Raw genomic sequence first — 17,565 nt, forward strand, 5'->3', positions numbered from 1 at the left:
AAATTGTTTTTTGAACGGTTTTTTTATATAAAATAAGTATGTTAAAAATAGGAGATAAAAAACTAATAAACGGCTGGGCGTTTTACGATTGGGCCAATTCGGTGTATTCTTTAGTCATTAGTACTGCAGTTTTCCCTTTATATTATAGTGCCGTTACAGATAGTAAAACGGTTTCTTTTCTTTGGATGAAATGGGATCATCCAGATAGTTTGTACAGTTATGCACTTTCATTTTCTTTTCTGGTTGTGGCTTTTATTTCTCCAATTTTATCCGGAATTGCAGATTACACAGGAAGCAAGAAAAAATTTATGAAGTTTTTCTGTTGGATTGGAGGTTTGTCTGTAGCAGGTTTATATTTTTTTGACGGAATAGATACCGTTTGGATCGGAATTATATTTACCATTTTGGCAAGTATTGGTTTTTGGGCAAGTTTGGTTTTTTACAATGCGTATTTGCCAGAAGTTGCGCGTCCAGATCAACAAGATAGAGCAAGTGCAAAAGGGTTTATTTATGGATATACAGGTTCTGTTCTTTTGCTTATTTTAAATTTAGTAATGATTCAAATGCCAGATTTATTTGGAATTACAACAGCCATGGCTTCGCGTATTTCTTTTGTTTTAGTGGGTGTTTGGTGGATTGGTTTTGCGCAAATAACGTTTAAAAGATTGCCTAATGATATCTACAATAAAAAACCGAAAGAAGATTATATCTGGAGAGGTTTTAGAGAGTTGAAAATCGTAGCAAAAGAAGTGACGAATTACCCAGTTTTAAAACGTTTTTTAATCTCATTTTTCTTACTAAGTATTGGTGTTCAGACTATTATTTTAATGGCAGCAATTTTTGGTTCTAGTGAATTAGGTTTGCCAACTATGAACTTAATTGTTACTATATTATTAGTTCAAATTGTAGCAATCTTTGGGGCATTCGTGTTTTCTAGAATTTCAGAAAAATGGGGAAATATTAAAGCATTAAAAGTTACAATCTTAATTTGGATGGTCGTCTGTTTTGCTGCTTTTATGTTAGATAAAAACCAAGAAAATGTAGCGTATTATTTTTATGGATTAGGAGTTTTATTAGGTTTTGTACAAGGAGCAATTCAATCTTTAACAAGATCTACGTATTCTAAATTATTGCCAGATACAGAAGATCACGCTACTTATTTTAGTTTTTATGATGTTACTGAAAAAATAGCAATTGTTTTAGGAACTTTTGTGTATGGATTTCTATATGAGATAACAGATTCCATGCAATGGTCTGTGTTGTGTTTAGCTATTTTCTTTTTAGCTTCTTTTATCGTTTTAAGTACTTTAAAGAAAACGAAGCATGTATTTTAATAGAAGGTTTTTCGGATAGCAATAAAGACAAAAATCAACCCAGAATATCCTATAAAAAAAGGAATTATAATTTCCTTTAAATTGAGAACCAATAAAATACTTATCAGTAATAATTGAAATCCTAATCCAAAGGTTGATATTAAAGACATCAACCAATTAGGAAGCGCTTTTCCTTCGGATGCATTTTTATCTAAAGCGTAAATTATTTTATCAAAAACGCCATAGAAAGCTTTGTATAAGAAGAAAAGGATATTGACATTTTTTTGTTTTTCTCCAGGCAAAGCAATGGGTGTTTTATCTTCAAAAACTCTACTAGTAGTATCACCATCAAATCTATTTCTGAGGATAACATAGTAATAATTGTACAAAGTCCCTTGTAATTGAATTCCGAAAAAAGCTAAAAAAGTAAGGAATAAACTGGTATCAGTTAAAACCCAAATCGTAATAAAAATAATAAAGTTTAAGATAATATCAGACACTGAATCTAAAAATCTACCTGTGTAAGATGGGGTTTCTTTTATTCTTGCCAATTCACCATCGGCAGCATCTAAAATAGATTTTAAAATTAAAAAGAAAGCGGCTGCAAAATAAAATCCTTTAAAAATACAAAACACACCAATCAATCCAGAAATTACAAATGCAATCGTAACATCTACTGGAGTAAATTTTGTGGTTTTAAGGGAATTTGCAATGATTTTTGCTAGTGGTCTGCCATAATCAGACAAATCTATAAATTGATGTTCTTTTGGTAATTTAGACATTTCGGGTTTGTTAATCGCATTTTTAATGATTAATTAAACCTTTAAAACAGCTAAAAAATAAGTTGCAAAAGTAATTCTTTTGAAACTAAATTATAAAAAAAAGACACATAAATTTTATGTGTCTTTCTTACTATTCTTTTAACGTTTATTCAATTGTAAAAGGAAAACTAGCTTCAGCATCCGTTCCTCCATTTGCATTAGTAATATCTCCATTTACAACATTATTACCATTTTTATCTGGTAGATGTATAAGAGTTACTGTTAAAACTTCTGAACCAGCACTTGCAGTTGTTAAAGTAAATTTTATACCAATAGGATCTCCGTTTTCATCAGTATCTAAATAAGTTGTAGATGCTAAACTATTTTTAAATGCGTAAAAAAATTGATGATCTATACCTTCTTCTTCAACCTCTGCTGTAATATTTTCTGCAGGATTTACAGTTTCATTTAAAAGAGTTGTAACTCCTGTATAAATAGTATTTGCAGTTAAATTTCCAGAAACCGAAATTTCAGGTTCGTTCGGTCCATCACCATCTAAATCGGTGCTTTTTAAAGTGATAATATTTCCACCGCTTTGAGGGGTTAAAACAACCGATACGGTTGTAATCAGCTCTTCTTCGTTTACAACTTCTGGGTCATCATCAGAACAAGATGCTGCTAAAATAATTATTGATGCTACTACTAATATGTGCTTAATTGATTTCATAAAATCTGTTTTTTAATAATTTATTTTTAATTGTAGGTTATAATTTCTTCCTAAATCATCGGCATAATAGCGTAATCTATTTAAGTAATCTCTATATTTTATGTTTAATAGATTTGTTATACTTGCTGATATTTGTATATCTGTTTTTTTTGATAGATGAAAAACGGCATCTGTATGTATATGCAATAAATGATAATTTGGTGGAGTAGAACTAATATCTACAAGTGCATAACTGTCTTGCGCAGGTAAATAAACCGTAAAGTTGTTATCTGGATAGTTGTTTTGTTTTAAAACCAACTCACTTTCTAAACGAACTCCTAGTTGATGCCATTTTTTATTTCTGTACTCCAATGAATTCTTAAAACTTGGAGCAGGAATATCTATTAAAGATTTATTGTTTTTAGCGTCGTTTCCAAAAGTTAAAGATGATTTATTACTGAATAAAAAAGCATCGTTAATTTTTTGTTGCCACGCTAAATCAAATCCAAATAAATTGGCATTTGTAGATTTATACTCCCATACAGGAAATGCACCACGAATGGTTTGTTCTGTTCCCGTAGGTTCTAAATAAATGAAATTATGAATGTTGTTAAAAAAGACTTCTGCCGAAATTGTTGAATTGTTTGATTGAAAGTTATACGTAGAAGAAATTCTGTTAGAAACTTCTTGTTTTAAAGCTAAATCGCCCAACTCAATTCTTGAAGCAGAATGATGCAAACCATCACTAAACAGCTCTGATGCATTTGGTGCTCTATTAGATAATCCGTAGTTAAAAAGAACAGAACTTTTATCATTAACTTGATAAACAAGTCCTGCCGAAGTAGAAACATTATGAAACGAAAATACTGGGTTTACTAACCATTGCGTCGTATAATCTCCGGTAATTAAATCACTAAATTCTTCCTCGTAACCTCTCTCTGTCCATCTACTTTTTAAATAGAATTTTTTTGCATTTATGTAATTATAATCATATCTTAAACCAACATTTACTGTTGTTTTCTCGTTTAAAACAAAATTACCAATTGCAAAAATACCTGCATCAATTTTATCGTAATCTGGTATTAATCGTCTAACACCTGTTAAAGGATTTGCAAAATTATTTTGATAAACTCCTTTTATACCCACTTTATAAGTTTGATCTAATTTGTTGTTAAAATCAAAAGCAGAACCGATTGAGTGTGTTGTTAAATCTAAATCAATTGCTGCTTTATCTTTATCGTCTCCTACTCTTATATCATACTCATAACGTTGGTTTTTTTGAAAATCATATTGCATGTCAAGTTTACCTAAATCTTTAAATCTTTTGTAATAGTCAACTTTAAAAATATGGTGATTTATTTCTTGCTTTGGTTCGTTAATATCATAACTAAAATCCTCTATAATGAAAGGTTCTTGGTTATTTATAGCACTTACCAAATCATCTAGATTACCAATATGTGAGGCTTTTAAAATACCAATATTATTATTTACAAAACTATAATCAACAGTAAATCCGTCTTCAAACTTTTTCAATCCTGTTTGTAAAGAAAAAGCTTTTGAAGCTAAACCTGTATTTGTTAAATTATAATCTGGGGTATTAAAATCGCCAAATCTTTTTATAGTTGTTTTAGCATTTACAAACCAACCTTTTTTGTTAGTTTTAGTGATACTACTATGCAAATTACCGCCTCTACCGTTACTTTGTAAACCTAAAATTGTTTTACCAAAAATGCTGTCTTTTAAAGCGTACTTTGTAGGTTCTAAAACAATAACACCACCAATAGCGTCACCACCAAACTCTAAAGAATTTGGACCTTTAACCACTGTAATGTTAGCTGCATTATTTATATCAATATTAGGTGCATGTTCAATTCCCCATTCTTGATCTTGCAATCTAACGCCATTTGTCATTACAATAATTCTACTACTGTGTAAGCCATTTATTACAGGTTTTACAATAGAATTACCAGTATTAATAGAAGAAACTCCTGCTACATTCTTTAAAATATCACCTAAATTTTTACCACTATATTCCTCAATAGTACTCTGATCTATGTTAGTGGTTTGTATAGTTTTAGATGTTACATTATGTGTAGATGTTACAATAATTTCATTTAAATCTTCTATATGGTGTTCCAAAGTAATTTCTTTAAATGTATTTTCATTTAAATTAACCGTAATTTTTTTAGTTTCACAAGATATATGCTCAATTATAATAATTGCTTTTCCTTCGCACAAGTTTTTAAACTCAAACAAACCATCAAAATCTGTTATGGCATATTTGTTCGAATTTTCGATTTTTAGAGAAGCACCAATAATTGGTGTACTGTCATGAAAATCAGTGATTTTCCCTTTAAAGGATAGTTGGCAATCTTGTGCAAATGCACTTGTACTTATACATATTACAAGTACACTTTTACAAAGTAATTTTATCATTTTTTGTTTTCATAATTTAAATTAAATAGAACTTAATTTAAATATTTAACAGGCGGCCCTCGCACAGAAAACGATAATTGATAATGATTTTTTAAGAAATTATATTCTAAACTACCTATAGTAGTAGTTGTTCTAGTATTTAAATCTAATTGAAAATTATTAGTTGCTAAAAAAAAACGATTTAGTTTTATAAGATCTATTTTACAATCAAAATCTTTTTCATGAATGTGTTTGTCTACTTTCGAAGTACAAACACTATGTTCATGGTTTTCTAAAATATGCGAAATTTGTATTGATAGTGGTGCTATCAATACAAAAAGAAAAAAATACTAATTATTTTTTAAACAATATTTTATTTTTTACGCGATTTTAAATTTAACATTTCTACACCTAAAGAAAATGCAATTGCAAAGTACAAATAACCTTTTGGAATCACACCTACAGTTTTGTTAAATATTTCTGTGTGAGATAAATGTGCACCTTCTGTAATTAACATAAAACCAATTAAGATTAAAAAAGACAAGGCTAGCATCTGTATTGTAGGATTGTTATTTACAAAATTACTTATCGGATTTGAGAAAATCATCATAATAATGATGGATACAATAACAGCAATTATCATAATAAGTAAAGCACCATCAACACCATTTGTCATTCCAACAGCAGTTAAAATACTATCAAAAGAAAAAACGATATCTATTAATATAATTTGAAAAAGAACACTTTTAAATGAAATTACTTTGGGCGATTTTAAAACTTGTTCTTCGTTAGTGTTTTCTACCTTTTGGCGAATTTCTTTAGTGCTCTTATACAATAAAAACAAGCCTCCTAAAAATAAAATAATACTTTGTCCTGTTAAAGCAGTCTTAAACCAACCTAAATCTACTCCAAAAAAAGGATCTTTTAAAGCAATTAAATAAGAGATGCTAAAAAGCAATAATATTCTTGTAATCATTGCTAAAGCTAAACCTAAAAGTGTCGCTTTCCTTATTTGATTTTTCGGTAATTTATTGGCAGTTATAGAAATAAAAATAATATTATCTATCCCTAAAATAATTTCTAAAAAGGTTAAGGTTAATAATGCAACCCAAGTATCTGCGTGAGCAAATATTTCCATATTATTTTGTTTTATAAATTGTGCCTTTTTTCGTGAATTTTGAAAAACCAATTTTTACAGTAAAATCATAAGAATCTTTATTAATTTTATTAATCTGTATAAACATTGGATCTTTTTCTAAATCATTTTTTGGATTGATATATTTTAAAGTGTAAAAGAAATTATTTTTCCATTTTATAGACAAAGTATCTACATGATTTCCATGTTTACTAATTTGAATACTATCTTTTCTAATAATTGTTTCTTTTACAAAATCGTTACCGGCCGGAATTTCAAAAACACCTACTTTAAAGCGATCTGAATTATCTTCAAATTCTGATTTACAAGACGAAAAAATAAGAACGGATAAAATTAGAAAATAAGATAGTATTGATCCTAGCTTTTTAAATTTCCATTTTCTTGTTTCTTGTTTTTTATTGCCGAATTCTATCTGTATCATAATTTATATTCCTGTATAATTTGATGGCGTAATTGCTTTTAATTCTTTTTTAATTTCTGATGAAACTTCTAACGTATCAATAAAATCCGCAATTGATTTTTGATTGATTTTCTCGTTCGTTCTTGTCAAACCTTTTAACGCTTCATAAGGATTTGGATACGCTTCACGTCTTAAAATTGTTTGGATTGCTTCTGCAACAACAGCCCAATTATTATCTAAATCTTGCTCAAATTTTTGCTTATTCAGTAACAGTTTATTCAATCCTTTTAAGGTGGATGTAAAACCAATAATTGTATGTCCGAAAGGAACACCAACATTGCGTAAAACTGTACTATCCGTTAAATCTCTTTGCAATCTTGAAATTGGTAATTTTGCTGATAAATGTTCGAATATTGCATTTGCAATTCCTAAATTTCCTTCAGAATTTTCAAAATCAATCGGATTTACTTTGTGCGGCATTGCAGAACTTCCTACTTCACCAGCCTTAATTTTTTGCTTAAAATAATCCATAGAAACATAAGTCCAGAAATCTCTATCTAAATCTATGAGGATGGTATTGATACGTTTTAAGTTATCAAATAAAGCCGCTAAATGATCATAATGTTCTATTTGTGTGGTCGGAAAAGAGTGTTGTAAACCTAATTTTTTTTGAACAAATTCGCCACCAAAAGTTCTCCAATCAATTGTTGGATATGCAACTTTATGTGCGTTGTAATTACCAGTTGCGCCTCCAAATTTCGCAGCACTTGGTATGTCATTTAATAGTTTAAACTGTTCCTTTAAACGAACTACAAAAACATTAATTTCCTTTCCTAATCTTGTTGGTGATGCTGGCTGACCATGCGTTCTTGCCAACATAGAAATATCTTTCCATTCAATAACTAATTCTTCTAAACTCGCAACGACTTCAAAATAATGAGGTACAAAAACGTCGTTCATTGCTTCTTTTATAGAAAGTGGAATGGCAGTATTATTAATGTCCTGAGAAGTCAATCCGAAGTGGATAAATTCTTTATGTTTTTGTAAACCTAAAGCATCAAATTTTTCTTTGATAAAATACTCAACCGCTTTTACATCATGATTGGTAACTTTTTCAATATCTTTTATTTTCTGAGCATCTTCAGTTGTGAAATCGATATAAATTTTACGCAAATCAGTAAATAAAACGGTGTTAAAATCTGCTAATTGTGGTAAAGGAATTTCGCACAATGCAATAAAATATTCAATTTCTACACGAACTCTGTACTTTATTAAAGCTTCTTCAGAAAAATAGTCTGCTAATTTAGATATTTTACCTCTGTATCGTCCATCAATTGGTGAAATGGCATTTAATTGTGTTAAGTTCATTTTAGTTCTGTTGTTAATTGCAAAAATAGTGAATTCAACAGATTTATAAAGTAGATTTTTGATGTTTTTTAAACACTAATTTCACGAATTAACAGAAATAAAAGTAAACGTTCTCTTATACTTTTATATTCACCATATAATTGTAGTTTTTATAAATTTTGCGCTTATAGTAGCTAAATTTTGTTCTAACTTTTTTTAATTTGTGAAATTCATATCTAAATTTTTACTATTTATGGTTTTCTATCAATTTTAAAATATGATTTCCTCTGGCATTTGTGCTTATACTTTCATAAATAATTGTAGTAATAATAAGGTATTTTAAGTCTAAATGTACCCAATCTTTTTTTAATCCGAAAAGACACAATGTATTCTTGTATGGGCTCTTACAGCTATTTTTTGAGGCGTAATTAGCCAATCAAAACCAGTTTCTATAATTGTATCAATATGATTTATTTTTAGTTTTTTTTGAACTTCATTCTCGCTCTTGGCATAATAAGCAATTGCTAAATGTTCACAAATTTTTGCACAAGGTCTAATGGCGCTACCAAATTTTGGGTTGTTATCTTTTCTGAAAACTCATCTAAATGTGGTAAAATCTATTCTAAATAATGATGTGTGCAAATCCATTCTAAAATCCAAGCAGCTATTATAGATGCTTTAGTATCAACATCAAAAGTAATAGAAACGAACTCTTTACATAATTTTTGATCTTTTAACGCCAGATTTGCAATTCGTTGTTGGTTTTCCCTTTTAGGATTTTCCATATTATTAAGTTGTTCTGTTAAAAATAGGATGCTCATTTTGATCTGATTTATGTATATTTACTTTAAAATTTTGCCATGTTAAGTATAAAAAGACTTCTTTTTGTTTCTGTGATTTTTAGTTGTTTTTTTTCGGCTGATAAAATAAATGCACAGAAAATCAATCAGTTTAATGAGAAAAAACAGCGAATTGGTACTTGGATAAAATATTATCCAAATGATAAAATACGCTATACCGGTAAGTTTGAAAATGGAAAAGAAATTGGTGTTTTTAAATTCTATGATATTTCGAGTTCTGATTTTCCTTTAATTATTAAAACTTATTCTAAAAGTCAAGATGCAGTTTTAGTTGAATTTTATACTTTAAAAGGTAAATTACAAAGCAAAGGTTCTTTTTTAGATAAAAATAGAATAGGAGATTGGGTGTATTATTTTACGGATGGAAAAATAATGTCCGAAGAAGTTTATAAACAAGGAAAATTAGAGGGCAAATTGGTTAATTATTATCCAAACGGAAAAGAGACAGAAATTACTTTTTATAAAGAGGGATTAAAAGAAGGGCTTTCGCAAAAATATTCTAGTGACGGAATTTTAATAGAAGAAGTCACCTTTAAAAAAGGAAAGCAAAATGGGCCAGCTAAATATTTTGAATTAAATGGAAATTTAAAAGAAGCTGGTTCGTATAAAGATGGAAATAGAGTAGGAGAATGGGAGTATTATTTGGATGGTGAAGTAACAAATGATAAAGATGAAAAGGATAATAAGAAGCAATTTAAAAAGAAAAATTAACAATAACTTTTAAGAGAAAATTTATTGAATCTAAAAAGAGAAATGGAATTATAATTTTAGGAAAAATCATTTTTATTATTTCAATCATTGCTGGAATTTCATTGATTTATGTTTTTGTAAAAGAATTTGATAGAGATTATTTTAGAACGGAAGGAATTTCTATTATATTTTGTCTTTTTGTTTTAGCTGTTCTTGTTGGATTTTACGTGAAACTAACAAATTTCGGAATTATTGATGAAACTGAATTACAGAAAAGTATTGATGAAAAGAAAGAATTAAAAGAGCAAATTGAGATTGCAGAATTGAAAATAAAACGTAAAAAATTAACAGAATAAATTACGTCACTAAATCTAATCATCAATTTCCGCAATAGAAACATCAATTCTTTCAATCAATAAATTCTAATCAATTTTGTAACTTTGCATCCTCAAAATTAAAAAATGAAACGAGTAGTTGTTGGTCTTTCTGGTGGTGTAGATTCTAGTGTTACAGCACATTTATTAAAAGAACAAGGGTATGAGGTTATTGGTCTTTTTATGAAAAATTGGCACGATGATTCTGTAACAATTTCTAACGAATGTCCTTGGTTAGAAGACAGTAACGATGCAATGATTGTTGCCGAAAAATTAGAAATTCCTTTTCAAGTTGTAGATTTAAGCGAGCAATATAAAGAACGTATTGTAGATTATATGTTTGATGAATATGAAAAAGGAAGAACTCCAAATCCTGATATTCTTTGTAACAGAGAAATAAAGTTTGATGTTTTTATGGATATCGCTTTAAAACTAGGTGCAGATTATGTTGCAACTGGTCATTATTGCAGAAAGGATGAAGAAATTATTGATGGAAAACCGGTTTATAAATTATTAGCAGGGAAAGACAATAACAAAGATCAGTCTTATTTTTTATGTCAATTATCGCAAGAACAATTAACAAAAGCATTGTTTCCAATTGGAGAACTTACAAAACCAGAAGTTAGGGAAATTGCCAAAAAAGCAAATTTAATTACTGCTGATAAGAAAGATTCTCAAGGTTTGTGTTTTATTGGTAAAGTACGTTTGCCAGAATTTTTACAACAAAAATTACAGCCAAAAGAAGGAGTAATCGTTACAATTCCTTCGGATTTTGAGCAGTACACAAAAGAAGTTCCAAAGTTTGAAAACAAGGAAGCTGAACTTGCTTTTTTTTCAATAAAATTTTCTTATAAAAAAGAAGACGGAAAAGTAGTAGGCAAACATCAAGGAGCGCATTATTTTACAAAAGGTCAGCGTAAAGGATTAAATGTGGGCGGCACAAAAGAAGGCTTGTATGTTATAGAAACCGATGTTGTAGAAAACGTAATTTATACAGGAGAAGGTAAAAGTCACAAAGGATTATATAGAAATGTATTGTTTGTTTCTAATAAAGAATTGCATTGGATTCGAGAAGATTTAGCTTTAAAACCAGGAGAAACTATGAATGTTGATGCAAGAATAAGATACAGACAAGTTTTAGAAAAAGCAACTTTATACAAAGTAGAAAGTGGTTTATATGTAGCATTTAGAAATAAACAATCAGCAATACAAGAAGGACAATTTGTTGCTTGGTATCAAAATGAAGAATTGTTAGGTTCTGGAGTAATTTCGTAATAAAAATATATAAAATCGTAAAAAAGTAGTATTTTCGAAATATGAAGAAAATGCTACTTTTTTTATTCTCGATTAGTTTTTTTAGCACTTTTGTACAGACAGAAGACGCTTGGGTTTATTTCTACAACAAACCAAATTCTGCTACTTTTTTACAAAATCCTTTGCAAATGCTTTCTCAACGTTCTTTAGATAGAAGAACTACACAAAATATTTCTTTAGATTTAAAAGATGTACCTGTTGATATAACCTATTACAATCAATTAAAAAATAATGAGAATATTACAGTTTTAGGAAAATCTAAATGGTTAAATGCTGTTCATATTCAAGGTGTTGAGTCTGCTGTTAGAGCACTATTAAATACGTATTCATTTATTGAATCCATTGAATTTGCAAATAAAAGTTTAAATGCGAATGCTAAAAATACGGGTAAGAAAATAGTTGCTTCACACCAAAATAAATTTTCTAAAACTACGACCGATTTTAAGTACGGAAATGCAGAAAATCAGATTAAAATGTTGAGAGGAGATTTTTTACATCAACAAAATTATACAGGGGAAGGCATGCAAATTGCAATTATTGATGCTGGTTTCCCTAATGTAAATACGCTTGCAGCTTTTCAAAGAATAAGAGGTAATAACCAAATTTTAGGGGGTTATAATTTTGCTGATAGAAGCACTAATTTTTATACAAGAAATAATCATGGAACTCATGTTTTATCTACAATTGCAGGCTATTTAGAAAATCAATTTGTTGGTACAGCGCCAGATGCAAAGTTTTATTTATTTATATCAGAAATTGCAGAAAAAGAAACTGTTTTAGAAGAAACACTTTGGGTAGAAGCGGCAGAAAGAGCAGATAGTTTAGGTGTAAATGTGATAAACACCTCTTTAGGTTATACAACTTATGATAATCCAAATCATAGTCATACGTATGCAGATATGGACGGGAAAACGACTTTTATTTCTCGAGGTGCTGAAATTGGTGCTTCAAGAGGAATTATTTTAGTAAATGCCGCTGGAAATGAAGGAAATGGCACCTGGAAATATATTGGTGCTCCTGCAGATGCTGTTTCTGTTTTTTCAATTGGTGCAGTAAACTCTTCAGAAAAAATTGCCTCTTTTAGTTCTTTTGGACCAACTGCAGATCAAAGAATAAAACCAGATGTTTTGGCACAAGGGCTAAATTCTGCAATCATAAATTATTCTTCAGGAAACGTTTCAACATCAAATGGAACCTCTTTTTCATCGCCGATAATGGCTGGAGTTATCGCTTGTTTTTGGCAAGTTTTCCCTAATAAAACGAATTTTGAAATTATGGATTTGATTCGTAAATCTGCGGATAGATTTAATAACCCTACGGATCAATATGGGTATGGAATTCCAGATTTTGAAGCTGCTTATAATCAAGTATTGGCGCTGAATAATTTTAAGAATACATCAATCAAAATTTTCCCAAATCCAATAAAAGATACGTTTTCTATTTCTGTTGATGCGAATGCTACCGAAAGTTTATCCATTCAGATTTATAATATTTTAGGGCAATTAGTTATCGAAAATTCTAAATTAGTATCGAAAACTATCGATACGAAGAATCTTAAAAATGGAATTTATATCTTAAAAATTCAATATAAAAATCAGCAGAAAACAGTTAAACTGATAAAAAAATAATGACAAATAAAATTAGGCAACTTTTCAATATAAAATATCCAATTATACAAGGTGGAATGATTTGGGTTTCTGGTTATAAATTAGCTTCTGCAGTCTCAAATGCTGGCGGTTTGGGATTAATTGGTGCTGGATCTATGTATCCCGAAATTTTAAGAGAACACATTCAAAAATGTAAAAAAGCATCTAATAAACCTTTTGGCGTAAATGTGCCAATGTTGTATCCTGATATTGAAAAAATTATGGATATTATTGTGGAAGAAGGAGTGAAGATTGTTTTTACTTCCGCAGGAAATCCTAAAACATGGACGTCCTGTTTAAAGGAAAAAGGGATTACCGTTGTGCATGTTGTAAGTTCTGTAAAGTTTGCGTTAAAAGCAGAAGAAGCTGGAGTTGATGCCGTTGTTTGTGAAGGTTTCGAAGCTGGCGGACATAATGGACGCGAAGAAACTACGACTTTTACACTAATACCAATGGTGAAAGAGTATTTAAAAATCCCTGTAATTGCTGCGGGCGGAATTGCATCAGGAAGAGGAATGTTGGCTGCGATGGTCTTGGGTGCCGATGGAGTTCAAATAGGAAGTAGGTTTGCCGCAACTGAAGAATCTTCTGCACATCAAAATTTTAAAAACACAATTATTGATGTAAAAGATGGTGATACTCAAGTAACTTTAAAGGAGTTGGCGCCTGTGCGTTTGGTGAAAAATAAATTTTATAATGATGTTCAAGAATTGTATTTACAAAATCCATCCAAAGAAAAATTAAAGGAATTATTGGGCCGAGCAAGAGCAAAAAAAGGAATGTTTGAAGGAGATTTAGAAGACGGAGAGCTAGAAATTGGTCAAATTGCAGGATTAATTCATGAAATAAAACCTGCAAAAGATGTTTTAGAAGAGATTATTTCGGAATTTAATTCAGTTAAAACGCTTATAACTAGGTTTTAAAGTTTTTTTAAAAATAAAATTAATATTTTATGTAGTCAATAATTTATTTGGTATTATCTTTGTAGCTTAACATAACGTTGATAGGAATTAATCTAGCAACACAATAATTTTTTTATAATGAATAAAGGTATCGTAAAATTTTTCAATGAATCTAAAGGATTCGGATTTATCACTGAAGAAGGAAACAACAAAGAGCATTTTGTACATGTGTCAGGATTAATTGACGAAATTCGTGAAAACGATGAAGTTGAATTCGACTTACAAGATGGAAAAAAAGGATTAAACGCAGTAAACGTTAGAGTATTATAATATATATCATATCTATTACTAGTTAATTTTTATCTAAAAGCCTTTCAAATGTTGATAGGCTTTTTTTTATTTAAAATAGAATTTAAAATTTAATAAAAAAAACATTATTTTATTTTGTAATTCATTTATTGGTTTTATATTTGCATTTTAATAAACGTTGTTGGTAATTAAACTGGCAACACAATAATTTTTTATAATGAATAAAGGTACCGTAAAATTTTTCAACGAATCTAAAGGATTTGGATTTATCACTGAAGAAGGATCAAACAAAGAACATTTTGTGCATGTGTCAGGGTTAATTGACGAAATTCGTGAAAACGATGAAGTTGAATTTGACTTACAAGATGGAAAAAAAGGATTAAACGCAGTAAACGTAAGAGTATTATAATATATTTATTACTAGTTAATTTTTTATCTAAAAGCCCATCAAAATATTGATGGGCTTTTTTTTTGTAAAATTTTTGTATTATGATTATTGATGGTAGAAAAAGAGTAAATATTAAATTAGGAATTTTTGTTGAAATAGTATTAAAACCACATCAAAGAACAGGGGAACTTACACAAGGTGTAGTTGCTAAAATATTAACAAAATCTGTGTCACATCCATACGGAATAAAAGTACAGCTTGAATCTGGTTTGGTTGGTAGAGTTAAAAATATTATAGAATAACTATTTTACAGGTATTTTAATTTCGTATAATTTTTTACTACTGTTATTCAATTTACTTTCTCTTAACCAAGGATTCAAAATTTTAAACTCTTTGTAATTTAATCCATACCCTTTTGCAAATTTTGTAATATTTGTAATCGCTGTATCAACTTTAATCGTGTATGTTTTTGGCAAAGTATATAAGTCTTCTTGTTCAAAAACAAAACCATATTTTTCTGGATTATTTATAATTTCTTTTAAAGCGATAATTCTAAAAATATAGCGTTCTGTTTCATCGGGTAAAAGGGCATCATAATAATTGGTAACTTCTTGCTCTTTTATTCTTCTTGATATTCCGTAAACACCAGCATTGTAGGAGGCAGCAGCGAGTGTCCATGATCCAAACTTCTCTTTTGCATTTTTTAAATACTCTGCAGCTACTTCTGTAGATTTTTCTATATGATATCTCTCATCCACATTATCGTTTATTTCTAAACCATATTCTTTACCAGTTTCCTTCATAAAATGCCACATACCTGCAGCGCCAACAGAAGAAGTTTCATCAGTAAAACCACTTTCGGCTAATGCTAAGAATTTAAAATCATCCGGTAAGCCGTGCTTTGCTAATAAAGGTTCTATAATAGGTAAATATTTATTTGCACGTTTTAAAAGAAGCAAACCATTAGATTGCCAATAGGTGTTCACTAACAATTCTCTTTCCATTCGCTCCTTAACATCTACAATTTCAAGCGGAACTCTTTCTCCCGCAAGATTTAGATTATCTGGTAACTTAAGTGATTGTATTTTATAGTTTAAATGCGTACCAGTCTTTGGATCATTAGCTACTGCCTTTGGATCATTAGCTACTGCGGATACAGCGTTTGATTGACTTTTATTGTTTGCACTTACACATAAAAAAATGACAGAAATTAGACTAATGATAGAAATTATTTTGAAAGTATTACTCATTTTAATTTGATATTTTATATTTAAAAGTACTCTAAATTTTGTTCTTAGTTTAAATAATTATTAATAATTTCTGATATTTGTTTTGCCTTTAGAATAATCATTGCATGGTCTCCATCTATAATTTCTTCACAATTATGTATGTATTTAATGGGGAAAACATTGTCTTTTGTGCCATGAATATGTAAAATGTTTTTTGTTGGTATTTCTTGTTTCCAATTTAAAACGTTGTGAATAGACCATTCAATATAAGTTTTATCTCTAACAGTTAAGTATCGCTTGTAATTTTCAGCTTTTTTTCGAAGGTATTTACCGATAAAAAATTTACTATAATCATCAAAATTTGTAATAATAGTTGTGGGGAAAAGCTTATAAATGTTACTTGCATTTGCCAATTTAAATCTCTTTGGAAATTCATTTTTAGACTTTACACTAGAAATAATTATAAGTTTTTTAGTGTCAATAAACGTACTCATTTCTTGTACTAAAATTCCCCCAAACGAAACACCAATCAAAACAGGATTTTCATGAGTTACATCGGCTACCATTCTCATTGCATAATTAACAAGTGTCTCTTCTTGGAACAAAGGTTTTTTCCATTCTAAATAGTGCATTTCAAACTCCGGCGATAAGGTGAGCTTTTTAAAAATTTCTGGGCCAACGCCTAGTCCAGGCATAAAATAGATATGTGTTTTAGACATTTTAATGTTTTATTTTTTTAAAACTAAGAATTGAATTTGCATTACTTTATAGCTACAAGTTTAATGCCAAGCTATAAATTATTATAATTTTTATGTTGATAAATAGTGTAACATTTCACCTTTTTTGAGCTACTAGATTATTTGTCTTAATTTACGTAAGAAGTTACTTCTGTATCTATCATCAAGCAGTTATATTTAAGCATGGTAAAGTTAAGAATTAATGATGGTTTTTGTGACTGAAAGATTAATAGTTAGACAATTCAATTTTGAGGATGTTCAATCCTTTCACTAGATGCGAAGTAATCTTAAAGTGAAGCAATTTGCATATGGGAAATTAAAAAATTTCGATGACAATACGAAGGAATTAAAAGAACTAAGCAATAGATAAACTGTGGTTGATAATAATTTTTGGATATATGGTATAATTAATAAGTCCGATAATGAATTTATAGGAACAGTGGCAGTTGTAAAAGATCCTAATAATGATGATGAAATTGGATATCATTTTTTAGAAAACTATTGGAGTTTAGGTTATGGTTTTGAAATTTGTAAAGGTCTCATTTCTGATTGCCAAAAAATTGGAATGAAAAAAATAATAGCCTATGTTGTTGGTGAAAATAAGGCATCCGTAAAAATAGTAGAAAATAACAATTTTAAAATTTTAAAAAGATTTATAAGTGATGATCTTCAAGTGATGATCTTCAATTATCAGAAACGAAATACCAATTAAAATTATAATCGTAGATGATTTAAAAACAGATTTTTATGCTGTAATTTTCACCACAGTTGTTGCCGAAAATTTAGAGGGTTACACCATAACAGCAGAGAGAATGGAAACATTAGCTAAAAAAAAAGGCTATTTAGGAATTGAATCTGCAAGAAGTAAAATAGGAATAACTGTTTCTAATTGGCAAACTTTATCTGACATTTTAGCAGACAAATTAATGTAGAACACACAAAAGCAAGAAATTTTGGAATAGAAAATTGGTGCAAAAAGCACCAATTACAAATTTGTAAAGTTGAATGCGAGTAAGGA

Annotated in this window: 20 protein-coding genes; 10 read left to right on the top strand and 10 right to left on the bottom strand. The window is 29.2% G+C overall.

All coding sequences use genetic code 11. The features are described from left to right. Nucleotides 1-38 precede the first annotated feature (38 nt). Entirely contained in the window at nt 39-1,334 is a 1,296-nt protein-coding gene (locus tag BST83_RS04565; protein ID WP_104808768.1) for an MFS transporter, read from the top strand. Here the strand turns inward: BST83_RS04565 and BST83_RS04570 are convergent. The 8 genes from BST83_RS04570 to BST83_RS04605 all read right to left on the bottom strand — a co-directional run bounded on the left by BST83_RS04570 (nt 1,331) and on the right by BST83_RS04605 (nt 8,919). Beyond that, nucleotides 1,331-2,095, bottom strand: a complete 765-nt coding sequence (locus BST83_RS04570; protein ID WP_104808769.1) for a CDP-alcohol phosphatidyltransferase family protein — start codon at nt 2,093-2,095, stop codon at nt 1,331-1,333. The genes BST83_RS04565 and BST83_RS04570 overlap by 4 nt on opposite strands. A 145-nt stretch (nt 2,096-2,240) precedes the next feature. After that, complete coding sequence (locus BST83_RS04575; protein WP_104808770.1) at nt 2,241-2,801, bottom strand: type 1 periplasmic binding fold superfamily protein; 561 nt, start codon at nt 2,799-2,801, stop codon at nt 2,241-2,243. A 12-nt stretch (nt 2,802-2,813) separates the two neighbouring features. Beyond that, entirely contained in the window at nt 2,814-5,216 is a 2,403-nt protein-coding gene (locus tag BST83_RS04580; protein ID WP_104808771.1) for a TonB-dependent receptor, read from the bottom strand. 32 nt (nt 5,217-5,248) lie between these two features. Beyond that, nucleotides 5,249-5,527, bottom strand: coding sequence for a hypothetical protein (locus tag BST83_RS04585; RefSeq protein WP_104808772.1), 279 nt, complete (start codon nt 5,525-5,527; stop codon nt 5,249-5,251). A 41-nt stretch (nt 5,528-5,568) separates the two neighbouring features. Next, entirely contained in the window at nt 5,569-6,333 is a 765-nt protein-coding gene (locus BST83_RS04590) for a TerC family protein (RefSeq protein WP_104810788.1), read from the bottom strand. Between the two features lies 1 nt (nt 6,334). Then, nucleotides 6,335-6,772 (bottom strand): hypothetical protein, encoded by a 438-nt coding sequence (locus BST83_RS04595; protein ID WP_240614652.1) that lies wholly within the window; start codon nt 6,770-6,772, stop codon nt 6,335-6,337. Between the two features lie 3 nt (nt 6,773-6,775). Further along, complete coding sequence (gene purB, locus BST83_RS04600) at nt 6,776-8,119, bottom strand: adenylosuccinate lyase (RefSeq protein WP_104808773.1); 1,344 nt, start codon at nt 8,117-8,119, stop codon at nt 6,776-6,778. Between the two features lie 596 nt (nt 8,120-8,715). Further along, a complete protein-coding gene (locus BST83_RS04605) occupies nt 8,716-8,919 on the bottom strand; it encodes a hypothetical protein (protein ID WP_104808774.1) in 204 nt (67 codons plus the stop codon). A gap of 39 nt (nt 8,920-8,958) precedes the next feature. On the opposite strand from BST83_RS04605, the gene BST83_RS04610 reads away from it, so the two are divergent. From BST83_RS04610 to BST83_RS04645, 8 genes are all read left to right on the top strand, one after another. Then, nucleotides 8,959-9,669, top strand: coding sequence for a toxin-antitoxin system YwqK family antitoxin (locus BST83_RS04610; RefSeq protein ID WP_104808775.1), 711 nt, complete (start codon nt 8,959-8,961; stop codon nt 9,667-9,669). A 101-nt stretch (nt 9,670-9,770) separates the two neighbouring features. Further along, nucleotides 9,771-10,004, top strand: coding sequence for a hypothetical protein (locus BST83_RS04615; RefSeq protein ID WP_104808776.1), 234 nt, complete (start codon nt 9,771-9,773; stop codon nt 10,002-10,004). 105 nt (nt 10,005-10,109) lie between these two features. After that, nucleotides 10,110-11,297 (top strand): tRNA 2-thiouridine(34) synthase MnmA, encoded by a 1,188-nt coding sequence (mnmA, locus tag BST83_RS04620; protein ID WP_104808777.1) that lies wholly within the window; start codon nt 10,110-10,112, stop codon nt 11,295-11,297. A gap of 50 nt (nt 11,298-11,347) precedes the next feature. Continuing rightward, nucleotides 11,348-12,964, top strand: coding sequence for a S8 family serine peptidase (locus BST83_RS04625; RefSeq protein WP_367889142.1), 1,617 nt, complete (start codon nt 11,348-11,350; stop codon nt 12,962-12,964). Next, nucleotides 12,964-13,905 carry an NAD(P)H-dependent flavin oxidoreductase gene (locus BST83_RS04630; RefSeq protein ID WP_104808779.1) on the top strand — a complete coding sequence of 314 codons (942 nt, stop codon included), beginning with the start codon at nt 12,964-12,966 and terminating at the stop codon, nt 13,903-13,905. Before BST83_RS04625 ends, BST83_RS04630 begins: the two co-directional genes overlap by 1 nt. Nucleotides 13,906-14,022: 117 nt before the next feature. Continuing rightward, on the top strand, nt 14,023-14,214 hold the full coding sequence (locus BST83_RS04635) for a cold-shock protein (RefSeq protein ID WP_104808780.1): 192 nt from the start codon (nt 14,023-14,025) through the stop codon (nt 14,212-14,214). Nucleotides 14,215-14,410: 196 nt separating this feature from the next. Beyond that, nucleotides 14,411-14,602, top strand: coding sequence for a cold-shock protein (locus BST83_RS04640; RefSeq protein ID WP_018943662.1), 192 nt, complete (start codon nt 14,411-14,413; stop codon nt 14,600-14,602). Nucleotides 14,603-14,682: 80 nt separating this feature from the next. Further along, the gene (locus BST83_RS04645) at nt 14,683-14,883 is read left to right on the top strand and encodes a YwbE family protein (protein ID WP_367889143.1); all 201 of its coding nucleotides are present in this window, start codon (nt 14,683-14,685) and stop codon (nt 14,881-14,883) included. On the opposite strand, the gene BST83_RS04650 is transcribed toward BST83_RS04645, so the two are convergent. Together BST83_RS04650 and BST83_RS04655 are read right to left on the bottom strand one after the other, a co-directional pair. Next, complete coding sequence (locus tag BST83_RS04650) at nt 14,884-15,831, bottom strand: lytic transglycosylase domain-containing protein (RefSeq protein ID WP_104808781.1); 948 nt, start codon at nt 15,829-15,831, stop codon at nt 14,884-14,886. Nucleotides 15,832-15,875: 44 nt separating this feature from the next. Further along, the gene (locus BST83_RS04655; RefSeq protein ID WP_104808782.1) at nt 15,876-16,529 is read right to left on the bottom strand and encodes an alpha/beta hydrolase; all 654 of its coding nucleotides are present in this window, start codon (nt 16,527-16,529) and stop codon (nt 15,876-15,878) included. Nucleotides 16,530-16,920: 391 nt separating this feature from the next. Between BST83_RS04655 and BST83_RS04660 the strand changes: the two genes are divergently transcribed. Further along, a complete protein-coding gene (locus BST83_RS04660) occupies nt 16,921-17,259 on the top strand; it encodes a GNAT family N-acetyltransferase (protein WP_104808783.1) in 339 nt (112 codons plus the stop codon). The last annotated feature ends 306 nt before the right edge of the window (nt 17,260-17,565 follow it).

The sequence above is a fragment of the Polaribacter filamentus genome (assembly GCF_002943715.1).
Lineage (GTDB): Bacteria > Bacteroidota > Bacteroidia > Flavobacteriales > Flavobacteriaceae > Polaribacter > Polaribacter filamentus.

Excerpts from the sequence above, each read along its gene's own strand:
- BST83_RS04645 (WP_367889143.1), top strand. The coding sequence starts at position 14,683 with ATGATTATTGATGGTAGAAAAAGAGTAAATATTAAATTAGGAATTTTT.
- BST83_RS04655 (WP_104808782.1), bottom strand. The coding sequence starts at position 16,529 with ATGTCTAAAACACATATCTATTTTATGCCTGGACTAGGCGTTGGCCCA.
- BST83_RS04635 (WP_104808780.1), top strand. The coding sequence starts at position 14,023 with ATGAATAAAGGTATCGTAAAATTTTTCAATGAATCTAAAGGATTCGGA.
- purB (WP_104808773.1), bottom strand. The coding sequence starts at position 8,119 with ATGAACTTAACACAATTAAATGCCATTTCACCAATTGATGGACGATAC.
- BST83_RS04610 (WP_104808775.1), top strand. The coding sequence starts at position 8,959 with ATGTTAAGTATAAAAAGACTTCTTTTTGTTTCTGTGATTTTTAGTTGT.
- BST83_RS04605 (WP_104808774.1), bottom strand. The coding sequence starts at position 8,919 with ATGAGCATCCTATTTTTAACAGAACAACTTAATAATATGGAAAATCCT.
- BST83_RS04580 (WP_104808771.1), bottom strand. The coding sequence starts at position 5,216 with ATGATAAAATTACTTTGTAAAAGTGTACTTGTAATATGTATAAGTACA.
- BST83_RS04570 (WP_104808769.1), bottom strand. The coding sequence starts at position 2,095 with ATGTCTAAATTACCAAAAGAACATCAATTTATAGATTTGTCTGATTAT.
- BST83_RS04640 (WP_018943662.1), top strand. The coding sequence starts at position 14,411 with ATGAATAAAGGTACCGTAAAATTTTTCAACGAATCTAAAGGATTTGGA.
- BST83_RS04565 (WP_104808768.1), top strand. The coding sequence starts at position 39 with ATGTTAAAAATAGGAGATAAAAAACTAATAAACGGCTGGGCGTTTTAC.
- BST83_RS04590 (WP_104810788.1), bottom strand. The coding sequence starts at position 6,333 with ATGGAAATATTTGCTCACGCAGATACTTGGGTTGCATTATTAACCTTA.
- BST83_RS04595 (WP_240614652.1), bottom strand. The coding sequence starts at position 6,772 with ATGATACAGATAGAATTCGGCAATAAAAAACAAGAAACAAGAAAATGG.
- mnmA (WP_104808777.1), top strand. The coding sequence starts at position 10,110 with ATGAAACGAGTAGTTGTTGGTCTTTCTGGTGGTGTAGATTCTAGTGTT.
- BST83_RS04630 (WP_104808779.1), top strand. The coding sequence starts at position 12,964 with ATGACAAATAAAATTAGGCAACTTTTCAATATAAAATATCCAATTATA.
- BST83_RS04575 (WP_104808770.1), bottom strand. The coding sequence starts at position 2,801 with ATGAAATCAATTAAGCACATATTAGTAGTAGCATCAATAATTATTTTA.
- BST83_RS04625 (WP_367889142.1), top strand. The coding sequence starts at position 11,348 with ATGCTACTTTTTTTATTCTCGATTAGTTTTTTTAGCACTTTTGTACAG.
- BST83_RS04650 (WP_104808781.1), bottom strand. The coding sequence starts at position 15,831 with ATGAGTAATACTTTCAAAATAATTTCTATCATTAGTCTAATTTCTGTC.